The organism is Brevibacillus sp. JNUCC-41 (assembly GCF_014844095.1).
Taxonomy (GTDB): domain Bacteria; phylum Bacillota; class Bacilli; order Bacillales; family DSM-1321; genus Peribacillus; species Peribacillus aracenensis.
This window is the reverse complement of sequence record NZ_CP062163.1, coordinates 5,359,376-5,381,301: the sequence shown is the minus strand read 5'-3', so window position 1 is coordinate 5,381,301 and position 21,926 is coordinate 5,359,376. Positions and strand designations below refer to the sequence as shown.

Sequence of the window (21,926 nt, the reverse complement as noted above, 5' to 3'; positions counted from 1 at the left end):
TGAATACAATTGGACATGTATGAGGGGGAAGGGGGAAATTATCAAAGGGGAAATGGGCGCTTGTTACAAAGAGGCTGATTCGATATACTTTCCTATAGAAAAGAGTAAAGAGGTTTACTATGAAAACATATTATGATCTTCAACAATACTTGAAAAGATTTGGTACATTTATTTATATTGGTGATCGCTTAGCCGAGCTTGAACTGATGGAAGCCGAAATAAGGGAAATCCACCGTATGCAGATGATGGATACAAAAGATTATCAAATGGCGATTCTTTTGATTAGGCAGCAATTGTCTCTTGAAAGGGAAAAACAGAAAAAAAATTGATAAAAAAAGGTGAGAATGATGGAAAAGTGGCTGATGGGTGTGGATTTAGGCGGTACAACTACCAAACTGGCTCTGATCAATTTATACGGAGAGATTATTCATAAATGGGAAATCGGCACGGACATCTCCGAAAAGGGAAAATTCATCACGATTAACATAGCCAAAGCAATTGATGCGAAGCTCGTGGAACTTAATGAACCGAAGAGTAAGATAGTGGGGATAGGGATGGGGGCTCCCGGACCCGTTAAATTTGTTAACGGTTCCATATATGAAGCCGTCAATCTAGGCTGGAAGGACTATCCTCTAAAAGATTTATTGGAGGTGGAGACATCTCTTCCGGCTGTGATCGATAATGATGCGAATATGGCAGCTTTGGGCGAAATGTGGAAAGGTGCCGGTAATGGCGCCAAAGACCTCGTTTGTGTAACTTTAGGAACGGGTGTAGGCGGCGGAATCATCCATAATGGGCAAATTGTCCATGGTACCAGTGGGGCTGCTGGAGAAATAGGGCATATAACGGTCGTAACGGACGGAGGCGCACCATGCAATTGCGGTAAGACTGGTTGTTTGGAAACGGTTGCTTCGGCAACGGGAATCGTCCGTATGGCTTTAGAGGCCTTGAATAACTCCGATGAACAGTCAATGCTTCAGCAGAAAGTCGAAGAGGGAAATGCGGTTACTTCCAAACTGTTATTCCAATGCGCTGCAGCAGGTGATCCTTTGTCCAAAGCTGTGGTAAATAAGGTGGCCAATTACTTGGGGCTGGCACTTTCACATGTTGGGAATGTCATGAATCCAGATAAAATCGTCATTGGTGGGGGCGTTTCGCAAGCGGGAGACATTTTGCTTGATCCTGTCCGTTCTGCCTTCGGAAAGTATGCATTCAAACGAGTTAGTAAATCAACGAAAATCAGCCTGGCCACACTGGGCAATGATGCAGGGGTAATAGGTGCAGCCTGGCTCATTAAAAGCCAACTGCATACGTGATTCCTTGCTGCCCTGTGGAAAACAGGGCTATAAGAAAAAAAGATGGAATCTTCAAAAAATGCTTCCCTTTTGAGGGCGGGGGCAATCGTTCCTGCGAGAACCATGCCCCATGATTGAGGCGCTCTGCATCATGGCTCCAGCGCTTTTTCGATGAGGAGGGACCGGGATTGAAAGGGGTCTTCAAAAAACAGGGATATTCATTGTTTTGGGTCGTATTGATTTCACTTTGGCTTAAAACATATATTGCTTATAAAACAAGTTTTGAGATAGATATTGATAATTGGATCCAGGAGTTCATACTATTCATCAATCCTGTCAGTTTCCTCTTGCTTACTCTTGGCGTGAATATTTTTTTAAAAGAAAATAGAAGGACAGCATATTTATTGATCATGAGTTTTTTCATCACCTTCGTCCTTTTTGCCAACCTTGTTTTTTTTCGCTTTTTCAATGACTTTTTAACCATTCCCGTTCTTTTTCAAACGAGCAATATGAACGATCTTGGAAGCAGTGTACATGAATTGATCAATCCAAGTGACCTTTTGTTTTTTGCCGATATTCTGGTCTTGATGCTTCTGCTGAAATACAGACCAAAAACATTCCATGAATATCGATACAATCCCCAGGACCGTAAATTCTTTTTGTTAATGGCTTTGGGAGTGACATTCTTTAACTTGGCTTTAGCGGAAGCGGCGCGTCCCGAACTCCTGACAAGAACGTTTGACCGCGAAATCCTCGTTAAGAATATCGGTACGTATCATTATCACCTGTATGATGCAATATTACAGACGAAATCATCTGCCCAGCGGGCCCTTGCGGATGGTAGTGAATTGTCGGAAATTGAAAATTATGTCCGTGCAAATCAAAAAGGGGTTAATGATGTCCTTTATGGTTTGGCAAAAGGCAAAAATGTGATCGTAGTATCATTGGAATCCACTCAAAGCTTTGTAATCAATAAAACTGTCAATGGTGAAGAAATCACTCCTTTTCTGAACCAATTCATTAAAGAGAGCTATTATTTCAATAACTTTTATCACCAAACTGGCCAGGGGAAAACATCCGATTCAGAATTCATTATTGAGAATTCCCTCTATCCTTTAGGTAGGGGTGCCGTATTTTTCACTCATGCCCAAAATGAATACAAAGCCACCCCCGAAATCTTAACGGAAAAAGGTTACAATACGGCTTCCTTCCATGCCAATAAGAAAAGCTTTTGGAATCGTGACATAATGTACGCTTCTCTAGGGTACCAACGGTTTTATGATAGTGATGAATACAAAGTCTCTGAAGGGAATTCCATCAATTGGGGTTTGAATGATAAATCGTTCTTCAAGCAATCAATCTCTCACTTGAAGCGGATGCCTGAGCCTTTTTATGCCAAGTTCATAACGTTAACCAATCATTTTCCATTCACTTTGAATGAAGAAGAACGGACATTGGAACCATATGATTCGAATTCCAAAACTTTGAATCAGTATTTTCCGACTGTACGTTATACAGACGAAGCCTTGGAACAATTTATCGGTGATTTGAAACGTGATGGATTATATGAGGATTCCATTATTGTACTATATGGTGACCATTATGGAATTTCGGAAAATCACAACTCTGCCATGAGCCAGTTCCTTGGGAAGGAAATCACGCCTTTCGAATCCATCCAACTTCAGCGTGTTCCGCTCATCATACATATCCCTGGGCAGGAGGGGAAAATGATTTCCACCGTTTCCGGCCAAATTGATGTAAGGCCTACTCTCCTTCATTTATTGGGGATTGAAAATGATGATTATATTGAATTCGGCAAAGATCTTTTTTCTGATGAAAAATTGGAATTCACCGTTCTTCGCGATAGCAGTTTCATCACAAAGGATCATCTCTATACGATGGATACCTGTTATGATAAAAAGACCGGAGCGGCGATAGCAAAGGATTCATGTGAAAAGTATTTGGATAAGGCAAAGCAGGAACTTGAGTACTCCGACAAAATCATTTATGGGGATTTGCTCCGGTTTTATGAGCAACGTTGAAAAAGGAAACCTGGCACAATCCAGGTTTTTTTATTTTTTCGGTAGAGTCAGAAGCACTACAATTATGAAACATATGAGTCTTCCTGAACATCTTTCTGTTTTTCGCTTCATAAAGATAAAACAATGAAAGGGGCGGAGGATGAATGAAAGTTGTGAGCAGAAGCGGGGATGATTTGACATATTACAGTCAATTGTTCCAAGTTCCTCGGGTTTTGATTGAGGATGCCAATCCCGCCATTACTGGCGGGGTTTTGCCAAATGGCAGGGAAGTACAGATACCTGGGTACATTGTTCAGGAAGAGTCCCGGTTAGATATTGATTTTGCCGAAATCGCTTTACAATATCACATGCCCATCGATGGGATAATATTGTTGAATCAAGATGGACAAAAACCTTTTTCCGTACCCGTCCGGGTGATGAATCCCATGATTGTCACCGACAAGCCTTATGGATATCAATCACTTCTTGACGATCTCGATATTCTATCTTGTCATTACCCCTTTATTAAGGTTGAATCAATCGGGAGGAGTGTGTTGGGAAAAGAACTACTTGAGGTAAGAATCGGTCAAGGTGAAAAGGTCATACATTATAACGGTTCATTCCATGCTAATGAATGGATCACTACGGCAGTTTTGATGAAATGGCTGAATGATTTTCTGCTGGCGGTAACGAATGATCGTACACTATGTGAAATGGATTGTATGCCCTTCTATCGGGATATGACCATTTCGATGGTTCCAATGGTGAATCCGGATGGAGTCGAGCTTGTCCTAAAGGGGAAGGAGGCGGCAGAGGGGAAGGTTGATGTTTTAAAAATAAATAATGGAAATCCTGCTTTTTATGCTTGGAAAGCCAATATCCGCGGTGTAGACCTGAATAATCAATATCCTGCCAATTGGGAGATTGAAAAGCGCAGAAAGATTCCAAAAGCTCCTGCCCCGAGGGATTTTCCAGGAGAGACCGCGCTATCAGAACCAGAAGCATTGGCCATGAAGGAGCTGGCTATAAGACGGAATTTTGAAAGAGTGCTTGCACTTCACACCCAGGGAAAAGAATTCTATTGGGGATATGAGGGCCATGAACCCGAACAGGCAGCGAATGTTGCGAGGGAGTTTGAGGAGCGCAGCGGATATCGGTCCGTACAATATGTTGACAGCCATGCCGGGTATAAAGATTGGTTCATTCAGGAATTTAAACGGGGCGGATTCACAATCGAACTGGGAAAGGGCATCAATCCGCTTCCGCTATCCCATTTGCCTGGTATATATGAGGATTCTGTCAAGATTTTGATGGCAGGCCTATATATGTGATGCATTCTTCTAAGGAATATACTTCCAAAAAAATATAAGATCATTATCCGCCACATTTTCTCTTTTTTACTTTATAATGAAAGAGAGTAAGGATTCGATTGGTCAGTCCTTACTCTCTTTCTAATGTCTCGCTCACATATGCCAGGCGTTTTAGTTTTGAAGTGGGAGGTGTGTGGAGATTAAAGTATCCAAAGCAGCACTTTGTATGCGGCTTTCCATTTGTAAGATGTTGTGTTTCGTCCCATTATTTATCTCCACTATCCTTCTTATCTCGGCTTGTGAGCCTTCCAAGGACCTTAGTAAACCCGTAAATGTTACGGAAAAAGAACATTCCCAATCCAACATGGAAATTTCAGTAAGCAATTTAAAGGTCCCGACTGCAGAAACGGAAAAAATCGAAGCCATTTTTGGATGGCTGGATTCTAAAACCATTTTATATTCTGTGAAGCGGGATGGTAATGAATTATCCCAGTTGATGACATGGAATTTGGAGACGAATGATACTTCCGTTTTCTATCAGCCGGCTTTTGCGTTTTCTGAAGTATCGATCAGTCCGTCTGGTACGCATATTTTGTTATCGTCCTTCACATCTTCGGATAAAGCATCAATCACAATACTCGATAAAACGGGAAATCCATTGTATTCCGTGGCGATCCCAGCCTATGAATTAGCTTATGAGTGGAATTCATTTAAAGATGGCCAGTTGTTTGTTTCGAGTTTTTATGAAGATTGGACATACAGCAGTTATGTGTTGAATCCAGATGAACAAACTATGGAAACTCTGGACTTTCCGCAGCCCTTTGCTCAATGGGCAAGTGAAAATGAATTGATGTTTCTGGATTGGGACAAGGAAGAACCTGCTTTGACGGCTCCCCTAGAAAGAAAAGCGCTGAATGAGGATGGAGCGGACAGTGTTATGCTCGATGTCATTCACTTTAAAAAGATAAAAAAAGCGCTGATGACGATTCAAGTGGAGACAGAAAAAAAAGATCGGGGTACATATGCATTTTATGATTCTACAAACAAGCCGATCCACTCTTTTTCCATGCCGCTATTGAAAAGCTTTTCAGATTGGGTGATCCCATCCTATGATTTCATTGAAAAAAACAAGGAATTCATAACGTTCATTCCTAATGAATCAAAAGATGCGGACCAATATGAGGGAAGGTTTACCTTAACTAAATTAAATTGGGAAAAAGGCACACAAGAAGAATTGATGAAGGACATGGAAAATGAACCATTAAGCTGTTCGCTTGATGGCAACTTCTGCTTATATGGATATCAATTTGAGAAAATCATTGATATGAAAACCCATCAAATACAAAGATTATTCAAACAAACATGATGACCTAAAAAAACAAAAGCTCGCCGGATGGCGAGCTTTTTTCTTCAATGGGCTACAGGAAAACCGCTGTTGATGATAGTCATGACAGTGAACCAGCCAAACACGACTGCACTGCCGGCTGCAAAAATGAATCCTAAGAAGTTTCTCTTTTTTAATGAGGTAAACACAGCTGCCACTGCTAAAATAGCCACAAGTCCGAAAACAACCATTAATATCATGTCAAAACCCCCTTTTTACGTAATGAATAAATACCTAATCCCTAATAATATACCCAGAGAATAAAGCAACTACCAAAAATATGTAGAAAAGATTGCATTTGTTAATATCTTAATATTTTTTCAATTATTTGTCGAGGTTTAATAGGTGACACTTCTATGACTTGAGTAAACTGGATTAACATTAGCAGCTTAATTAGTGTAAGATGAAGATAGAAAATAATATTGGAGTTGATGGAAATGAAATGGAAACAAATTCCTTTAGGTCCGCTGCAAACGAATTGTTATGTAGTCTCCGATGGACAGGATTGCATCATTTTCGATCCGGGTGAAGAGCCACAGAAAATCATACAGTACATACAAACAAAAAATTTAAAGCCTTTGGCGATTTTATTGACACATGCACATTTTGACCATATCGGTGCTCTTGATGCTATTCGGGATCATTATGGGATACCTGCATATATTCATGAAAAAGAGGCCAAGTGGCTGCTTGATCCCGCGTTGAATGGTTCTCAAAACTGGTTCCCAGAAAATCCGATGCGAATGAAGCCTGCCGATCACATCCTGGCAAATGAGCAGGAGCTTACTATTGGAGGATTCACTTTCGAAGTATTCGAAACTCCCGGACACTCACCAGGGAGCGTTTCGTATTATGCGAAGGAAGAACGTTTCCTCTTTTCAGGGGACGTCTTGTTCCAAGGAAGCGTTGGCAGAACCGATCTAATAGGGGGAAGCGAGGCAGTGCTGTTAAATAGCATTGAAACGAAGCTGCTGACACTTTCTGATGATGCTATCGTTTTTCCTGGGCATGGGCCTGTCACGACCATTATGGATGAAAAGAATACTAATCCCTTTTTGAGATAATGACTTTTGCAGGTGCCATATGGCACCTGTTTTATTTTTAGCATTTTATGATGTAAAAATATTGAAACGGGTCATTTCCGCAACTATACTGAATAAAAAAACGTTTTGACATTCACCTTTAAAAGGCTTAAAGAAAATTTCTGGTGTCTTCCTAGTGTGGATGACTCTTCTGATCCTGCTCTGAAGCATGTTGCGTATATTAATATTTACCGAAAGCAATCATTTTTTTAATGGTGGCACCCTTAAAAACTGTGAGATGAAAAATTGAACATTTTGTGAACCTTAAATTTGTTTTCCTGTATGGTCGATAAAAAAACTTATTTTTGTGTTTTATTAAGAAAAAGGAAAGTTTAATTTTCAATATGGTGGAAGATCATGGAGACGGAGGCTATTGTATTGAAAAATCACTTGAAGGAATTGATTGCAGGAAGCCCCCAAAAAAGGATTTCCTATCATGACTATATGGATGCTGTTTTATATACGCCAAATATAGGCTACTATGCACGCGCAAAAGAGAAAATTGGCTCAAGAGGGGATTTTTATACGTCTGGCAATGTTGGGGATGCATTTGGTAGATCACTGGCCAGGTGGTTCGTTTATTTGATAAAAAGGTGCGGAGTTTCACCAAGTATCATCGAGGTCGGCGCAGGGGACGGTAAACTGGCTTATGACATCCTTGTTTTCATAAAAGAAATGGAACCGGAGATATGGGACTCTCTGACTTATATCCTTGTGGATGGCAGTCCCTTTCATAGAAAGGTTCAGCAAGAACGTATTGGGATGTTCAAACAGGCAGTTTCTGCCCCCAGTTTAGAAAAATGGACGAATGTAAATGGAATCGTCTTTTCAAATGAACTTTTCGACGCGCTGCCTGTACATGTCATTGAAAAGTATAACGGAGCCCTGGTAGAGTTATTCGTCACTGAAAAGGAAGGCGATTTGGTGGAAGAGAGGGAACCTTTGGACAACCCTGAGATTCTATCTTACCTTACAGAACGAACTATCACCTTAAATGAAAAACAACGATATGAAGTTCCGCTAAAAATGGTCCTTGAATATGAGAAAATCATTTCCTGTATCGAATCGGGTATTCTCCTTACGATTGATTATGGCTATACTGAAAGGGAATGGAAGGAGCCAGCTCATTTTCAAGGGAGCTTGAGGGGCTATCATCAGCATCAAATGATTAAAGATGCGCTTATGTATCCTGGTGAAATGGATTTGACGACACATATCCATTTTGACACATTACTCGAGATTGGAAAAAGAAAGGAACTTTCCAATCAGGGGCTATTTCTTCAAAATGATTTCTTGCTTAAAGCAGGGATATTGGAAGAATTGAAGGACCATCAAGGAACTGATCCATTCTCGAAAACGGCAAAGCGTAATCGTGCAATTCGGGGGCTAATCGTTCCAGGGGGATTTAGTGAGCATTTCAAAGTGCTGCTCCAAACAAAGAATTTAGCAGAAGATGTGAGGATCTTTCCTGAATGATGACAAGTAAAAACCCATGAATCAAAATTCATGGGTTATGTAATATTGCTTGTTCTTAATGCGCGGTACCCGGAGTCATCATAAATACGCTCCAGTAGGAAAACCCTGCAAAGAAAACGGTAAGATAGGCGCCGAAAACATAAATATACATGCGCTCAGATAATTTCAAATAACTTAAAAGTACAAAAAAGATCGTTTGTGCAAAGAAAAGCAAAGACGTTTGATGCATATGGCCAAGATAAAAGAAAATTGCCATAATTCCTGTCCAAAATCCACATACTCTGAACATGCGTTCCACCCGAATCCCTCCTTATGTCTAGACGTGTACATTCAAAATAATTATAAATGAAATTGTAAGGTAATGTAAAGGATGCCTTTTGTTTCTATGTGAGAACCGAAGCCTGGTATGAGCATGTTGCACAATTGGACATCATATTTTCTAATTCCACAATATTGACATTCTCAAACAAAGCTTCGAACATACCTTCTAAAAATGAATTGTGCATGGAGCAGATTGTTCTTGGCTCCACTTCAGCCACTTCCTTAAACGGGCAATTGAAGATACGGAAGTATATTTTATTTTCTTCTTCGCTTGCTTGTATTTCAGGAGATAATCCTGCGAGGGTAGCCGCATTTTTAAGCATATTGACCTTTTCCCCAAAACTAAGTCCATCGATCGATGTCAAGGCTAGTTGCTGATTGATCAAATCCTCCCCGAATACTTTTCCCGTTTCATAAAGTGCCTGTTTTCCTTGTTCCCCTAATGTCATCATCGTCTTGATGGCAATCTTTGAAAGCAGCTGATAGTTCCTATATGGAAAATTTAGCTGAATGACTTTATCGGATAATCGATAAAGTCTGCTGGGACGACCGCCTTTCCCGGTCTTTCGGGCATCCGAGGTCAACATGTCGATATCCTCCAGTTTTGACAAATGCAAACGGGCAACATTTGGATGGATGTTAAAAGAATCGGCGATTTGCTGTACCGATACATCACCATGCTTATTCACAATATACTGATATATATTATATCTGGTGGGATCAGCTAACACGTTTGTTATTTTTAACGTTTGTTCCATTACTTCCTCCTGCAATTCCATAGTTTAACTATGTCCATTATAATGCAGGCAGAAAAAAATGGAATAAGAGAAAGAGCAAACTCCCTTTAATTTATAAAATGTTCACAAATAAAGCTGATTTATAAAGCAAATATCTATACAATAGTTGTGCAAATGTTATACAATTGTTACATAGGTTGATAATGTATACAAATTGTGAACGGGGAGTGATGAGTATGGCACAGTTAACTTTTTTTTCGTATCCAAGTTGTACCTCTTGCCGCAAAACAAAAAAATGGTTAAGGGCCAATCAAGTTTCCTTCGATGAGCGACATTTATTCAGAGAGACTCCAACTGTAGCAGAGTTAAAAAGAATTCTTGAATTGACATCGGAAGGGCTTGATGAAGTCTTAGCAACAAGAAGTGAAGCATACAAAGACTTACAAATTAATATGGACGAAATGATGCTTTCCGATGCAATCCAATTATTAACAAAAGAACCGAAGTTATTAAGAAGGCCCATTCTCATAGACGGGCAAAAACTGGTGATTGGTCATAATGTAGACGCATTAAGAAATTTGGTTTCCAAAAGTTTTGATTTGAAAATGAGCATGTGAGATATTCTCGATTCTTTTCGGGAATTTTTTTTTTTTGAAGAAGGAATTTGTCGTGGATTGTCGAATCCATACAACAAGAATCATAGGAGGTGATGAATGAATTGATATCGATTGAAAAGACCGCAGAAAAAATATTGACCCGTGCTGTCCAGGAATCGGCATCGGATATCCACATTTTTTTTCGAAGGGAGGGACCTCTCATCCAATTCAGGATAGACAATAAGCTTGTTCCAAAGGAAACCTTATCATTCTTTGAAGCAGAGAGGCTGATCGCTCATTTGAAGTTCCTTGCCTCGATGGATATAGGGGAGAAAAGGAGGCCCCAAAGTGGTGCCATCACCATCCATTTGGCCAACCAGGTGGTCGGACTCCGCCTTTCCACTTTACCCACTGCCCATCTCGAAAGTTTGGTCATCCGCTTAATCCCCCAACAGAATATCCTTCCTCTAGAACAGTTATCCTTATTTCCAAGCACCGTTCAAAAATTGATTGCGCTCCTGAAGCATTCCCATGGCATGCTCATATTTACCGGCCCGACCGGCAGTGGAAAAACCACGACACTATATTCCCTGCTTCACCATGCCAATGAGATGATCAATCGAAATATTATTACACTTGAAGATCCCATTGAAAATGTATCCGAAAAAGTATTGCAGGTCCAAATCAATGAAAAGGCGGGCATTACGTATTCTGTCGGTCTAAAAGCTGTTCTGAGGCATGACCCAGACGTGATCATGGTTGGGGAAGTCAGGGATGCAGAAACCGCCAAGATCGCAGTGCGTGCCGCATTGACCGGTCATTTGGTACTTACAACCATGCATACAAGGGACGCCCAGGGCGCCATCTCCAGGTTACTGGAATTTGGTGTCAGCTTGCTTGAGGTTGAGCAGAGTTTGATTGGCGTGACAGCACAGCGGCTGGTTGAATTGCGATGTCCTCCATGTAAAGGGGACTGTGCTTTACCTTGCAAAATGACTGCCAGGAATAAAAGGGCAAGTGTATATGAATTGCTATATGGTAAAAGCCTAGCTGAGGTTCTCGGGATAATGGGAGATGAAAAAGGAAAGGCAACGGTCAGCTACCGCCAATTGAAGGATGAAATCGGAAAAGCGGTTGCGATGGGCTATGTGGATTCCGAGGAATATGAACGGCTGGTATATGATGAAACCAAAAAGTAAATGGAAGGTAAAAGAACAGGCAGTCTTTATTTCGAAGCTAGGTGAATTATTGAATCATGGTTATCCTTTGGCGGATGCTTTACATTTTCTTGAGTTTCAGGAATCAAAGAAGAAAGCGGAAGACTTCACTCAGGCTAAAGCCGATTTAAGGAATGGTTACCCGTTGTACATGGTGCTGACCCATCTTGGTTTTCATCCGCAGCTTGTAAGTTATATATTTTATGGAGAACAATATGGCGACCTGGAGCGGGCGTTGAAAGAAGGAGGGCGATATTGGAAGAAAAGAACCGAGGATATGGATAAAGTAAAAAAGTTAATGGTGTATCCCGTATTCTTAGTCTTTTTTGTAAGCATCGTTTTTTATATTCTTCAGAGTGTTCTCCTTCCCAAATTCCAGACAATCTATTTCACGATGGATGTCGATCAGCACGCACTCTTAAAATTAATGACAGCCTCCACATTCATTCTTCCAGCACTCCCCTTCTTTTTACTCGGATTGCTCCTGTTCTTGTATGTACTCAAACGATTTTGGTTTAACGGATTGTGCCCATTAAGGCAGCGAAGGATTTTGATGGGAATTCCGATATTCGGGACCTTCATCAAATTATACGAAACTTATTTTTTTGCTAGCCAATTCAGTGGCTTACTTTCCGGAGGGCTATCGATAAACGATAGCATCAAATTATTCTCGATAAATCAACAGCAGCCTTTTTATCAAAAACTATGCAATATCATTAAGGATGATTTGATCGAGGGCAGATCACTTGAAATGATTTTCCGTGAGCTCCCATATTTTGATGGGAATTTACCTGTGGTCGCTGCAAATGGTCAAAAATACGGCAGACTTGATGCGGAGCTGCTTCATTACAGTCGTTTTTTACTGGAGAAAATTGAAGAGAGAATGAATGCAATCTTGAAAATCATTCAGCCTCTTATGTTTTCACTTATAGGTCTTTTGATTGTATCCATTTATTTGGCAGTTTTGCTGCCGATGTTCTCACTGCTCGAAGGTATATAGGATTTCATTTTTGTATTCCGGAGGTGAAAATGCTCGAAGGTCATCTGGTATTCAGATGGTTTCAGGAGCATGATGATATGTTGAAGAAAATGATGAATGAACATGGTTTTACACTAATTGAAATGCTTATTGTTTTACTGGTAATATCCATCCTTTTGATTATAACGATCCCCAATATCACGAAGAACCAATCAACGATCCAGTCTAAAGGATGTGAAGCATTCGTGAAGATGGCCCAAGCACAGGTACAGGCTTATGAGATCGACAATGCTAAACTGCCCGGAAGTATCGGTGAATTGGAAAGTCAAGGCTATCTCAAACAGACATCCTGTCCTAATGGGGATGATATTAGTTTGGATAGTAAAGGAAAGGTAACGGTCGTTGAGTAGGAGAGAAGTGAAAATACGGCATTCCAATGGGGGGTATACACTATCTGAAACCCTCATTGTCCTCGCTATTTTTGTACTCCTGATTTCCATTGGTCCTAATCTATATCCTAGCTTCACAAAAGGAATGGAAAATAGGCTATTCCTTTCTCAATTCCATGAAGATCTTTTCTATGCACAACAGTATGCCATCAGTCATGAGAGCTTGATTTACCTCCATATTGATAATACCCAAAAGGTTTATACCGTTTCGTCATATAAGGAAGGGGTCGTCCTAGAGAGAAGCATACCGAAGGATATACAGTTTTTAAGTGGCACTTTGGGGTTCAGCTTTCATTTTAATCAGTATGGAAATGCTTCAAAAGCCGGAACGATTATGATTGACACCTCAAAGGGAAAGTACAAGCTGGTCCTCAATATCGGTAAAGGGAGGTTCAGGATTGAGAAATTGTAAAGGTTACGTCTACCTTGAGCTGATAGCCGCTTTTGCCGTTTGTATATTTCTGGTCCTTGCCATTTTGCCAATTCTTGAAGAGTTATTGATGGATCGGAAAGATATTGCCGTAAGGACAGAAGCCCACCATTTATTATATGAAAGATTGACGGCGTTCATGGATGGGGAGATAGAAGCAGTTGGTCAGGAGATCATTTATAAAAAAAAATCCTATGAATTGGTTTGGAAGGACCATGGGGATTTCCCGGGAATGATTGAAGGGTGTGTACGTTATGAAGATGAATCGGATAATCTGGAATCCATTTGTGATGCTGCGAAAAAATGATGGCTTTACGATGATCGAAATGCTTTTTTCTTTAATGATTTTAATGACGACGTCCCTTTTTGTTCTACAGCTTTTTTCTATCATTCACACCCAAATGGGGTTCGTTGATAAATTGCATCCTAAAGAGTGGGAGGTCTTTACCATGCAAATGAAGCAGGAGGTCCGGAGTTCCAAAGTTCAGGATGTAATGGGAAATAAATTATATTTGCTTTCAGGTGAGCAATTATCATCGTATGAACAATATGAAGATAAGGTCCGAAGACGAGTGAATGGAATGGGGCATGAGGTCATCTTGCAGAACATTTCTGAATTCCAGGTTGAGAAGGATGGCGGTGCCATTGTAATAAATATAACTGATAAAGCAGGGACTACTTTTAGTCGTAGATTTCACCCATTCATTAGGAATGTTGCGAAAGTCGATGAATAATCAAAAAGGAGTCGTTTTTCCGATGGTCATGATTGTAGCGAGTGTTTTCATCATGTTCACGATACTAATGATAGACCAGTTTATCATTGATAAAAAGTTTTATAAAGAAGTGGAAGAATCGCTTGTGGCCGACCACCTTGTCCATCTAGCCATCAAGGATGTGACGGCAGATTGGGGCGAAGAGATTCCAAAAATCATCCAGGGGGAAATTTCATATCCCAATGGTGTGGTGCGGTATTCCTTGATGAAACAAGAAGGTCCTTACGTATATATCGAGTTTTCTTCCACGACCAAAAATGATCGCGAAGGGAGGGTCATCATTCAATACGATAAAGAAGCTGGGCAAGTGAAGGAATGGTTGGAAAAACAGGCTGTGTAATACGAAAATCAACACTTTTTTTTAATGGTACGCGACAGGTTCACGTGTTCAGGGTACATGCGAAAGAATAAAAGGGGCGTAAACCGGGCATACTTTGCTTAGGGTGATGATTTTAAATGTCTACAAACGCTTATATTAAATATCTGACGCAGCAGCTTGTCGAGTATTTTAATCTGACGAAAAAAGAACGAAAAGAAAAGCGCCGTCATAGAAAAGAGGATAAAAATCATGGTATGTCCCATTGGTTTGGCATTGTCCCTTTTGCTTTGTCGATGTTCGTAAGGAAAAATATCAAAAAATGAAACAGATGTCCCGAACTTAGGACATCTGTTTTTCATTCTATACTTATCCCAATGCCCTATCTGAAAGGTAAAATAATCCTCCGTTTATGATGGATATTCTGATGTTGGGTTCATATTGGGCTTTTAGTGCTTCTTTCTCGGTATAATAACTCTCACTTTTTTCGTCCATATCCTTGTAAAAATGCTCCAATAAATTCAAATCATTCTGCCAGCGCAGCATTGCTTCCTCCGCCCAGGAATGGTCATCATCCTCGAAACTGGTCCTGATGTATGTATCCAGTCTTGCCAATCCACTCTTGGGCATGATTAAAGGTGAAAGCGTAAAGGAGTAATCCGGTATTTTTGGGGTGACCTTTACAGGTAAAACCCGATGGTGAAACCCTTCCATGATTTCACCCGAGATTAAATTCAATCCGATCGACATGAAAGTATCTTTTTTACGGTCGCATTGATAGGATATTTTCACATTCAGGGTCAGCCAAGGAAACAAAGGATTATTTCCGCCGCCCTTTGGTGGAGGAGTATCCTCAAAAAGTCTAGTATAACCTGCCAGCTTTTTGGTTGATTGAATAATCTGATGTAGGCGTGGGGAGCCAAAATGAATCATTTCTCCCTTTAAATCGGATGGAGCCTGTTCTGGATCGGTAATGAAAGTCATCTGTGCTGGGTTCGGAACGCCACCTGTTTTTTCTAGATAATGCCAATAAAAGGGTCTGTTCATTAATTCTTTATCCATTTCAATCGTCAATTGGACTGTAAGGTGGGTCGGCGCATTATCCAGTATTTCACAATCGTTGGCCTTAAAGTAAGTTTTTAAAAAATCATGAATTTCCCGTTGCTGCATGAACATCACCTTCCTTCATGGATTGAGCGAATTGGATTAATGATGAAAAATTATCCATCTTGATCTTCATTTCGCCCTCTGTTTTGGACTCGCCGACCACATCGATTAAATATTCTTCAATGTTGTTAATATCCAGTTTGGTTAGAATATCATCCAATTCTCCAATTACTTTTTCAAATAAATTTATTTTTTCGTATAATAACTTCAGAATATGTTCTTCTACTGTATTTTTCGTGGCGAAGTTATAAATCATCACATCTTCTTCCTGTCCAAGGCGGTGAATCCGTCCAATTCTCTGTTCGAGCCTCATGGGGTTCCATGGCAGGTCAAAATTAATCAAGTGATGGCAAAACTGAAGGTTTATCCCTTCCCCTCCAGCTTCTGTTGCAATTAATACCTGTATATTCTTTTGGAATAATTCTCTCATCCAGTCTTTCTTTCCTCGCTTAAAACCGCCTCGAAAAGGAACCGAAGAAATTCCATTCTGCTGTAGGTACCATTGGAGATATAGCTGAGTCGCCCGGTATTCGGTAAAGATAATCACTTTGTCATCAATTTTCTTGATCAGTTCCAAAGCTTTTTCAGCCTTGGAGTTCTGGACTGTTTCATTCACTTTAGAAAATAAATCATCAAGCTTTGCCAAAAAGTCAGGGGAAGGCTGATCATACTTTTCTTTCATATTCTTTAAAGTATAAAAGACCGCCTCTCTGCTGCTGCATGCTTCCCTTTGGAGAGTGAGAGCTGAAAATGCGCTTCCTTTTGATCCATCCGAAATAGGCTTGAATTTGGAAACAGCATCATACAATGCCTGTTCCGTTGGAGAAAATTCAATGGTGATGGTTTCCACATGCCGTTTTGTCCATTCAATGCCAGTATCGGCCCGCCGGTTTCGAATCATGACAGTATTGACCAGTTCCTTTAGGTGTTCATCTTCAATGATGTTGCGGCCTTTCCCTTTATACTTTTCCGAAAAGAGCGAAGCATTTCCCAAGTGGCCCGGTTTCAATAACGAAACGAGGTGAAAAATCTCCTCGACTTTATTTTGAATCGGAGTGGCTGTAAGGAGTAAACAAAATTTCTTTTTCAGATTTTGGACGAATTCATAGTTCTTCGTCTTATTATTTTTAAGTTTATGAGCTTCATCAATAATGATGAAGTCATATTCCTGAGTGAAAATGATATCTCGATGCGGAGCGCGTTTCGCTGTATCGATGGATGAAATGACCACATCACAGGAGTCCCAAACATAACTTTTTCTCTGAACGACTGCCGGTATATGAAACTTGGTATTCAATTCAAACGCCCATTGTGTGACAAGGGATGCTGGAACAAGGATCAATACTTTTTTTACAAGGCCCCTAATCATATACTCTTTTAGGATCAAGCCTGCTTCAATTGTTTTTCCGAGCCCCACCTCATCAGCTAAAATGGCCTTTCCATTCATCTTTTCCACCACTTGCTTTGCTGCTTCCAATTGATGGGGAAGCGGGGTTAACTGCGGAAGGTGTTTGGGCGCCTGTAAACCTTCAAAATCAGGGATAATAAGATTTTCCTCCATTTGAACCGCCAGCTTATAAAGCTCCCAATTTCCCCATGGACCGTCATTTTCCACTTTTTGCAGAAGCTCGTCATTCCATTCAGAATTGAAGGATATATTGATTTTCATAGAAATAACTCCCTCTTAAATCATAATTTCCTTAATAAAGGGTCAAAACCCGAACATTTTGTATGTGAAGTAAGAAAAATATTTATCTTCAAAAGATATTGCAGAGATAAGTTTCTTAGGGTAGGATATAAGTATATTTAGAAAATTCAATTTCCAAACGCTACAAAGAATCTTTGTACATCGATTTTGCAGTTCGCGTTTTCTTAGTATGGGCTATAGGCTCTTAATTTATCCAAGATTACTGAAGGAGATCACTCAAACGGTTTCTGAAGTTTTAGGAGAATTGGCAGGGAATGCATTCGATGATGCTCAAAGGTTTTACCGATGCTTGGGGCTATTTCGCTTCCTTTCATTGGCAGACCATTCATATGCGGGTGAAGATAAGGGGAGAGACTACGGATGTAGCGCCGAAGGAGCAAACTTAGCAGTGAATCTCTCAGGCAAAAGAACTCTTATTGGACGCAACTCTGGAGAGCGCCGCCCGTTTTGGGACGGCCACCAAAGGGGAAAACCTATTACATAGGTAAACTTTCAGGTTTCAGGACAGAGAAAAAGCTCAAATGGGCTTTCTCTGTCCTTTTTTGTGCTTTTTTCACAGCATGAATCAGGATATACCTGATGCGAAATGACAAGAAGCTTTTGATAATGAAGCCAATTAATTTTAAAAAAAATCTGAAGGGGGTCATTTTTTGACCAATTTAAAAAGAACACCACTATTCGAGGTTTATCGTGAATACGGAGGTAAAACGATCGATTTTGGCGGCTGGGAACTTCCTGTCCAATTTTCGGGTATCAAGGACGAACATGAAGCCGTACGTACAAAATCGGGGTTATTCGATGTTTCCCATATGGGGGAAGTCGATGTTAAGGGTCCTGGGAGCCTTTCCTTTTTACAGAAAATGCTCACTAATGATATATCAAAGCTGCAGCAGGGCGGTGCCCAATATACCGCCATGTGTTATGAAAACGGAGGCACGGTTGATGATCTTATCGTGTATAAAAGGGCAGAGGACGACTATCTGCTCGTGGTCAATGCAGCGAATACAGAAAAAGATTTCAATTGGCTTCAAGCTAATTTAACGGAAGATGTCCAAATTACGAATGTATCGAGTGACTATACACAGCTGGCACTTCAAGGACCATCTGCAGAAAAGATATTACAAAAACTATCGGGAAATACTGACTTAAGTGAAATTGGATTTTTCAAGTTCAAGGAAAATGTCCTGATTAACGGTATCTCCACGCTGGTATCCCGTACTGGATACACTGGTGAAGATGGTTTTGAGATATATAGTGACAGTGAAAATGGTCCTGCCCTTTGGAAGGCGATTATGGAAGCCGGAAAGGAAGAGGGGGTTCAGCCGATTGGTTTAGGTGCTCGTGATACCCTGCGTTTTGAAGCGAAACTGCCGCTTTATGGGCAGGAGCTTTCAGCGGACATCACCCCGATAGAAGCCGGTATTGGTTTTGCAGTGAAAGTGGATAAGGAAGCGGATTTTTTCGGGAAAGCCGTTCTTGCTGAGCAAAAGGAGAATGGAGCTCCCCGCAAGCTTGTGGGAATTGAAATGATTGACCGTGGCATTCCGCGTCATGGGTATAAGATCTACAGCGGTGATAAAGTCATTGGTGAGGTCACGACCGGTACCCAATCACCCACGTTGAAGAAAAACGTGGGATTGGTACTTATCGATAAGGAATTTTCGGTACTGGATGCGGAAGTAGAAGTGGAAATCCGTTCCAAGCGTTTGAAAGCCGTTATCATACAAACACCTTTTTATAAAAAACCACGTAAATAGAGGGGAATGGTCATTAGATGAAACATCGTTATTTACCCATGACAGAGCAAGATAAACAAGAAATGCTGGAAGTGATAGGGGTATCTTCTACTCAAGAACTTTTCAATGATATCCCTGAAAGCGTTCGTTTCCAAGGAGAATACGATATTAAGCCTGCTAAATCGGAACCTGCATTAATGAAAGAATTATCAAGGCTAGCTGCCAAGAATGCGGACCTTAAAAGCTATGCTTCCTTCCTTGGTGCGGGTGTCTATGATCATTACGCACCGGTCATCGTCGATCATGTTTTATCCCGTTCTGAGTTTTATACGGCTTATACACCGTATCAGCCAGAAATTTCACAGGGCGAGCTTCAGGCAATCTTCGAATATCAAACGATGATATGTGAATTGACGGGAATGGATGTAGCTAACTCATCCATGTATGATGGCGGGACGGCACTAGCCGAAGCAGCCATGCTTGCTTCTGGCCAGACGCGGCGCAAGAAGATTCTCATTTCAGGAACCGTTCATCCTGAATCAAGGGAAGTTGTGAAGACATATGCGAAAGGGCAACGGGTGGAAGTGGTCGAAATTCCTTATAAGGACGGTGTGACGGATTTAGCTGCTTTAAGGGAATTGGCGAATGATGACATTGCAGGAGTGATCGTGCAATATCCGAACTTTTTTGGCCGCATCGAGCCATTGAAAGAAATGGAGGAAATCATTCATGGTGTCAAGTCCACGTTTATCGTTTCCAGTAACCCGCTTGCATTGGGAGCTTTGACATCCCCTGGAGCACTCGGTGCAGATATCGTAACGGGGGATGCCCAGCCATTCGGCATTCCAGCGGCATTTGGGGGACCTCATTGTGGCTATTTTGCCGTTACTAATAAACTTGTTCGGAAAGTTCCGGGCCGACTCGTCGGTCAAACGGTGGATGAAAATGGTAAAAGGGGGTTTGTACTGACCCTTCAAGCTCGTGAACAGCACATCCGCCGTGACAAAGCCACATCCAACATTTGTTCCAATCAAGCTTTGAATGCCTTGGCAGCTTCTGTCGCAATGACCGCGCTTGGGAAAAAGGGTGTCAAAGAAATGGCTGTGCAAAATATTCAAAAAGCGCATTATGCGAAAAAAGCAATTATGGCAAAAGGGGTGGAAGTGATATTCGACGGTCCTTCATTTAATGAATTTGTCATTAAACTGCCTGCTTCGTTTTCAGAAATCAATAAAAACCTTTTTGAAAAAGGGATGATCGGCGGCTTCGATTTAGGGACGGTTTATCCTGAGCTGAAAGATCATATGCTGGTCGCGGTAACTGAACTTAGAACAAAAGAAGAAATTGATGCACTTGCGCAGGAATTGGGGGATCAACATGAATAATCAAGATCAATCACTCATTTTTGAAATCAGTACTTCCGGTCGAATCGGATACAGTCTGCCAGAAATGGATGTTGCAACTATTTCGCTCGAAGAAATTCTTCCTGCCGACTACATCCGTGAAGAAGAGGCAGAACTTCCTGAGGTGTCCGAACTTGATATCATGCGTCATTATACAGCACTTTCCAAGCGGAATCATGGAGTGGATTCGGGTTTTTATCCGCTGGGTTCATGCACGATGAAATATAATCCGAAAATAAATGAAAATGTGGCGCGCTTCAACGGTTTTGCCCATATCCATCCATATCAGGATCCGGCTACTGTTCAGGGAGCATTGGGACTATTATTTGATTTGCAGGAACACTTAACGGAAATCACCGGTATGGACCAAGTGACATTACAGCCTGCAGCAGGTGCTCACGGTGAATGGACTGGATTGATGATGATTCGCGCTTTTCACGAAGCGAATGGCGATACAGAACGGACTAAAGTGATTGTACCTGATTCTGCACACGGTACGAATCCTGCCTCTGCAACTGTTGCCGGCCTTGAAACGATTACAGTGAAGTCGGATGAAAATGGGTTAGTCGACCTTGAGGATTTAAAGCGTGTTGTCGGACCGGATACCGCGGCCTTGATGCTGACGAATCCCAATACATTGGGATTGTTTGAAGAAAATATTTTGGAAATGGCCCAACTTGTCCATGACGCAGGTGGGAAGCTTTATTATGATGGAGCCAACCTGAATGCAGTTCTATCGAAAGCACGACCGGGTGATATGGGCTTTGATGTGGTTCACTTAAATCTCCATAAAACATTCACAGGCCCGCATGGCGGCGGCGGCCCGGGTTCTGGTCCTGTAGGGGTGAAGTCGGACTTGATTCCTTACTTGCCTAAACCGCTTGTGGTCAAACAAGGTGAGCAATTCGTTCTTGATTATGATCGTCCGCAATCCATCGGTAGGGTAAAACCTTATTATGGTAATTTCGGGATAAACGTGAGGGCGTATACGTACATTCGTTCAATGGGGCCAGATGGTCTTAAAGCCGTCACCGAGAATGCGGTCATCAATGCCAATTATATGATGCGTAGGTTGGAACCATTTTTTGACTTACCATATAATCGTCATTGTAAGCATGAATTCGTATTAAGCGGACGCCGTCAAAAGAAATTAGGGGTAAGGACTCTCGATATAGCCAAAAGATTGCTGGATTTCGGTTATCATCCTCCGACCATTTACTTCCCGTTGAACGTGGAAGAAGGAATGATGATAGAACCGACTGAAACCGAGTCTAAAGAAACGCTGGATGCGTTCATCGATGCGATGATCCAGATTGCCAAGGAAGCGGAAGAAACCCCGGAAATCGTTCAGGAAGCTCCGCATACAACCGTTATAAAGCGGCTTGACGAAACTCTTGCTGCAAGAAAACCTGTTCTGCGTTTTCAAGCATAGACTGATAGCTTACACGAAAAAAAATCCCTGCCAGCCGGCGGGGATTTTTTCATGTTTATGTAAGAGTTCATTAAAAGTTCAACAGTTAACTTTC

Annotated in this window: 24 protein-coding genes and 2 riboswitches; of the genes, 19 read left to right on the top strand and 5 right to left on the bottom strand. The window is 41.2% G+C overall.

The annotated features are described in order from the left end of the window. The first annotated feature begins 119 nt into the window (after positions 1 to 119). The 5 genes from JNUCC41_RS25995 (at position 120) to JNUCC41_RS25975 (ending at position 5,992) form a co-directional block, all read left to right on the top strand. A complete protein-coding gene (locus tag JNUCC41_RS25995; RefSeq protein WP_076365307.1) occupies positions 120 to 329 on the top strand; it encodes a YqgQ family protein in 210 nt (69 codons plus the stop codon). Positions 330 to 344: 15 nt separating this feature from the next. Further along, on the top strand, positions 345 to 1,316 hold the full coding sequence (locus tag JNUCC41_RS25990) for an ROK family glucokinase (RefSeq protein ID WP_192205520.1): 972 nt from the start codon (positions 345 to 347) through the stop codon (positions 1,314 to 1,316). A gap of 167 nt (positions 1,317 to 1,483) precedes the next feature. Continuing rightward, the gene (locus JNUCC41_RS25985; RefSeq protein ID WP_192205512.1) at positions 1,484 to 3,337 is read left to right on the top strand and encodes an LTA synthase family protein; all 1,854 of its coding nucleotides are present in this window, start codon (positions 1,484 to 1,486) and stop codon (positions 3,335 to 3,337) included. Positions 3,338 to 3,480: 143 nt separating this feature from the next. After that, positions 3,481 to 4,647 carry a M14 family metallopeptidase gene (locus JNUCC41_RS25980; RefSeq protein WP_192205510.1) on the top strand — a complete coding sequence of 389 codons (1,167 nt, stop codon included), beginning with the start codon at positions 3,481 to 3,483 and terminating at the stop codon, positions 4,645 to 4,647. A 172-nt stretch (positions 4,648 to 4,819) separates the two neighbouring features. Continuing rightward, positions 4,820 to 5,992: a YqgU-like beta propeller domain-containing protein gene (locus tag JNUCC41_RS25975; RefSeq protein ID WP_192205508.1), complete on the top strand. Its 1,173-nt coding sequence runs from the start codon at positions 4,820 to 4,822 to the stop codon at positions 5,990 to 5,992. Positions 5,993 to 6,036: 44 nt separating this feature from the next. Here JNUCC41_RS25975 and JNUCC41_RS25970 read toward each other — a convergent pair whose 3' ends face one another. Beyond that, a complete protein-coding gene (locus JNUCC41_RS25970) occupies positions 6,037 to 6,210 on the bottom strand; it encodes a DUF2759 domain-containing protein (protein WP_192205506.1) in 174 nt (57 codons plus the stop codon). Positions 6,211 to 6,447: 237 nt separating this feature from the next. On the opposite strand from JNUCC41_RS25970, the gene JNUCC41_RS25965 reads away from it, so the two are divergent. Together JNUCC41_RS25965 and JNUCC41_RS25960 are read left to right on the top strand one after the other, a co-directional pair. Continuing rightward, complete coding sequence (locus JNUCC41_RS25965; protein WP_192205504.1) at positions 6,448 to 7,074, top strand: MBL fold metallo-hydrolase; 627 nt, start codon at positions 6,448 to 6,450, stop codon at positions 7,072 to 7,074. Between the two features lie 375 nt (positions 7,075 to 7,449). Then, positions 7,450 to 8,568 (top strand): class I SAM-dependent methyltransferase, encoded by a 1,119-nt coding sequence (locus JNUCC41_RS25960; protein WP_192205502.1) that lies wholly within the window; start codon positions 7,450 to 7,452, stop codon positions 8,566 to 8,568. 55 nt (positions 8,569 to 8,623) lie between these two features. Here the strand turns inward: JNUCC41_RS25960 and JNUCC41_RS25955 are convergent, their stop codons facing one another. Continuing rightward, positions 8,624 to 8,866 carry a DUF2626 domain-containing protein gene (locus JNUCC41_RS25955; RefSeq protein WP_076365317.1) on the bottom strand — a complete coding sequence of 81 codons (243 nt, stop codon included), beginning with the start codon at positions 8,864 to 8,866 and terminating at the stop codon, positions 8,624 to 8,626. Positions 8,867 to 8,951: 85 nt separating this feature from the next. Further along, positions 8,952 to 9,647 (bottom strand): helix-turn-helix transcriptional regulator, encoded by a 696-nt coding sequence (locus JNUCC41_RS25950; protein ID WP_192205500.1) that lies wholly within the window; start codon positions 9,645 to 9,647, stop codon positions 8,952 to 8,954. Between the two features lie 215 nt (positions 9,648 to 9,862). Here JNUCC41_RS25950 and JNUCC41_RS25945 point away from each other — a divergent pair, with 215 nt between their 5' ends. From JNUCC41_RS25945 to JNUCC41_RS25905, 9 genes are all read left to right on the top strand, one after another. After that, positions 9,863 to 10,243: a Spx/MgsR family RNA polymerase-binding regulatory protein gene (locus JNUCC41_RS25945; RefSeq protein WP_192205498.1), complete on the top strand. Its 381-nt coding sequence runs from the start codon at positions 9,863 to 9,865 to the stop codon at positions 10,241 to 10,243. A gap of 101 nt (positions 10,244 to 10,344) precedes the next feature. Beyond that, positions 10,345 to 11,421, top strand: coding sequence for a competence type IV pilus ATPase ComGA (gene comGA, locus JNUCC41_RS25940; RefSeq protein WP_192208340.1), 1,077 nt, complete (start codon positions 10,345 to 10,347; stop codon positions 11,419 to 11,421). Then, positions 11,405 to 12,439 carry a competence type IV pilus assembly protein ComGB gene (gene comGB / locus JNUCC41_RS25935; RefSeq protein WP_192205496.1) on the top strand — a complete coding sequence of 345 codons (1,035 nt, stop codon included), beginning with the start codon at positions 11,405 to 11,407 and terminating at the stop codon, positions 12,437 to 12,439. The genes comGA and comGB overlap by 17 nt, the downstream gene beginning before the upstream one ends. A gap of 89 nt (positions 12,440 to 12,528) precedes the next feature. Then, a complete protein-coding gene (gene comGC, locus JNUCC41_RS25930) occupies positions 12,529 to 12,828 on the top strand; it encodes a competence type IV pilus major pilin ComGC (RefSeq protein ID WP_286182430.1) in 300 nt (99 codons plus the stop codon). 7 nt (positions 12,829 to 12,835) lie between these two features. Beyond that, positions 12,836 to 13,279, top strand: coding sequence for a competence type IV pilus minor pilin ComGD (comGD, locus tag JNUCC41_RS25925; RefSeq protein ID WP_192205494.1), 444 nt, complete (start codon positions 12,836 to 12,838; stop codon positions 13,277 to 13,279). Beyond that, positions 13,266 to 13,604: a hypothetical protein gene (locus JNUCC41_RS25920; protein ID WP_192205492.1), complete on the top strand. Its 339-nt coding sequence runs from the start codon at positions 13,266 to 13,268 to the stop codon at positions 13,602 to 13,604. The genes comGD and JNUCC41_RS25920 overlap by 14 nt, the downstream gene beginning before the upstream one ends. Continuing rightward, positions 13,552 to 14,031, top strand: a complete 480-nt coding sequence (comGF, locus tag JNUCC41_RS25915) for a competence type IV pilus minor pilin ComGF (protein ID WP_192208338.1) — start codon at positions 13,552 to 13,554, stop codon at positions 14,029 to 14,031. Before JNUCC41_RS25920 ends, comGF begins: the two co-directional genes overlap by 53 nt. Further along, positions 14,024 to 14,410: a competence type IV pilus minor pilin ComGG gene (gene comGG, locus JNUCC41_RS25910; protein WP_192205490.1), complete on the top strand. Its 387-nt coding sequence runs from the start codon at positions 14,024 to 14,026 to the stop codon at positions 14,408 to 14,410. The genes comGF and comGG overlap by 8 nt, the downstream gene beginning before the upstream one ends. 116 nt (positions 14,411 to 14,526) lie before the next feature. Further along, positions 14,527 to 14,712 (top strand): YqzE family protein, encoded by a 186-nt coding sequence (locus JNUCC41_RS25905; protein ID WP_063233067.1) that lies wholly within the window; start codon positions 14,527 to 14,529, stop codon positions 14,710 to 14,712. 43 nt (positions 14,713 to 14,755) lie between these two features. On the opposite strand, the gene JNUCC41_RS25900 is transcribed toward JNUCC41_RS25905, so the two are convergent. Both JNUCC41_RS25900 and JNUCC41_RS25895 read right to left on the bottom strand, forming a co-directional pair. After that, positions 14,756 to 15,556 (bottom strand): YqhG family protein, encoded by an 801-nt coding sequence (locus JNUCC41_RS25900; RefSeq protein ID WP_192205487.1) that lies wholly within the window; start codon positions 15,554 to 15,556, stop codon positions 14,756 to 14,758. Beyond that, positions 15,534 to 17,222, bottom strand: a complete 1,689-nt coding sequence (locus JNUCC41_RS25895; RefSeq protein WP_192205485.1) for a DEAD/DEAH box helicase — start codon at positions 17,220 to 17,222, stop codon at positions 15,534 to 15,536. Before JNUCC41_RS25895 ends, JNUCC41_RS25900 begins: the two co-directional genes overlap by 23 nt. Before the next feature lie 374 nt (positions 17,223 to 17,596). Next, positions 17,597 to 17,684: riboswitch (glycine riboswitch) on the top strand. Between the two features lie 3 nt (positions 17,685 to 17,687). Then, positions 17,688 to 17,771, top strand: a riboswitch (glycine riboswitch). A gap of 140 nt (positions 17,772 to 17,911) precedes the next feature. Between JNUCC41_RS25895 and gcvT the strand changes: the two genes are divergently transcribed. From gcvT to gcvPB, 3 genes are read left to right on the top strand one after another with little or no spacing between them, the layout of a single operon-like run. After that, positions 17,912 to 19,018: a glycine cleavage system aminomethyltransferase GcvT gene (gene gcvT, locus JNUCC41_RS25890; protein WP_192205484.1), complete on the top strand. Its 1,107-nt coding sequence runs from the start codon at positions 17,912 to 17,914 to the stop codon at positions 19,016 to 19,018. A gap of 17 nt (positions 19,019 to 19,035) precedes the next feature. Further along, positions 19,036 to 20,382, top strand: coding sequence for an aminomethyl-transferring glycine dehydrogenase subunit GcvPA (gene gcvPA, locus JNUCC41_RS25885; protein WP_192205483.1), 1,347 nt, complete (start codon positions 19,036 to 19,038; stop codon positions 20,380 to 20,382). Beyond that, complete coding sequence (gcvPB, locus tag JNUCC41_RS25880) at positions 20,375 to 21,832, top strand: aminomethyl-transferring glycine dehydrogenase subunit GcvPB (RefSeq protein WP_192205482.1); 1,458 nt, start codon at positions 20,375 to 20,377, stop codon at positions 21,830 to 21,832. Before gcvPA ends, gcvPB begins: the two co-directional genes overlap by 8 nt. Positions 21,833 to 21,926: the final 94 nt, after the last annotated feature.

Bases quoted from the DNA above. Each gene is read 5' to 3' on its own strand.
- JNUCC41_RS25995 (WP_076365307.1), top strand. From the start codon at position 120: ATGAAAACATATTATGATCTTCAACAATACTTGAAAAGATTTGGTACA.
- JNUCC41_RS25990 (WP_192205520.1), top strand. From the start codon at position 345: ATGATGGAAAAGTGGCTGATGGGTGTGGATTTAGGCGGTACAACTACC.
- JNUCC41_RS25980 (WP_192205510.1), top strand. From the start codon at position 3,481: ATGAAAGTTGTGAGCAGAAGCGGGGATGATTTGACATATTACAGTCAA.
- JNUCC41_RS25970 (WP_192205506.1), bottom strand. From the start codon at position 6,210: ATGATATTAATGGTTGTTTTCGGACTTGTGGCTATTTTAGCAGTGGCA.
- JNUCC41_RS25965 (WP_192205504.1), top strand. From the start codon at position 6,448: ATGAAATGGAAACAAATTCCTTTAGGTCCGCTGCAAACGAATTGTTAT.
- JNUCC41_RS25960 (WP_192205502.1), top strand. From the start codon at position 7,450: ATGGAGACGGAGGCTATTGTATTGAAAAATCACTTGAAGGAATTGATT.
- JNUCC41_RS25950 (WP_192205500.1), bottom strand. From the start codon at position 9,647: ATGGAACAAACGTTAAAAATAACAAACGTGTTAGCTGATCCCACCAGA.
- JNUCC41_RS25945 (WP_192205498.1), top strand. From the start codon at position 9,863: ATGGCACAGTTAACTTTTTTTTCGTATCCAAGTTGTACCTCTTGCCGC.
- comGB (WP_192205496.1), top strand. From the start codon at position 11,405: ATGAAACCAAAAAGTAAATGGAAGGTAAAAGAACAGGCAGTCTTTATT.
- comGC (WP_286182430.1), top strand. From the start codon at position 12,529: ATGATGAATGAACATGGTTTTACACTAATTGAAATGCTTATTGTTTTA.
- comGF (WP_192208338.1), top strand. From the start codon at position 13,552: ATGAAGATGAATCGGATAATCTGGAATCCATTTGTGATGCTGCGAAAA.
- comGG (WP_192205490.1), top strand. From the start codon at position 14,024: ATGAATAATCAAAAAGGAGTCGTTTTTCCGATGGTCATGATTGTAGCG.
- JNUCC41_RS25905 (WP_063233067.1), top strand. From the start codon at position 14,527: ATGTCTACAAACGCTTATATTAAATATCTGACGCAGCAGCTTGTCGAG.
- JNUCC41_RS25900 (WP_192205487.1), bottom strand. From the start codon at position 15,556: ATGCAGCAACGGGAAATTCATGATTTTTTAAAAACTTACTTTAAGGCC.
- JNUCC41_RS25895 (WP_192205485.1), bottom strand. From the start codon at position 17,222: ATGAAAATCAATATATCCTTCAATTCTGAATGGAATGACGAGCTTCTG.
- gcvPA (WP_192205483.1), top strand. From the start codon at position 19,036: ATGAAACATCGTTATTTACCCATGACAGAGCAAGATAAACAAGAAATG.
- gcvPB (WP_192205482.1), top strand. From the start codon at position 20,375: ATGAATAATCAAGATCAATCACTCATTTTTGAAATCAGTACTTCCGGT.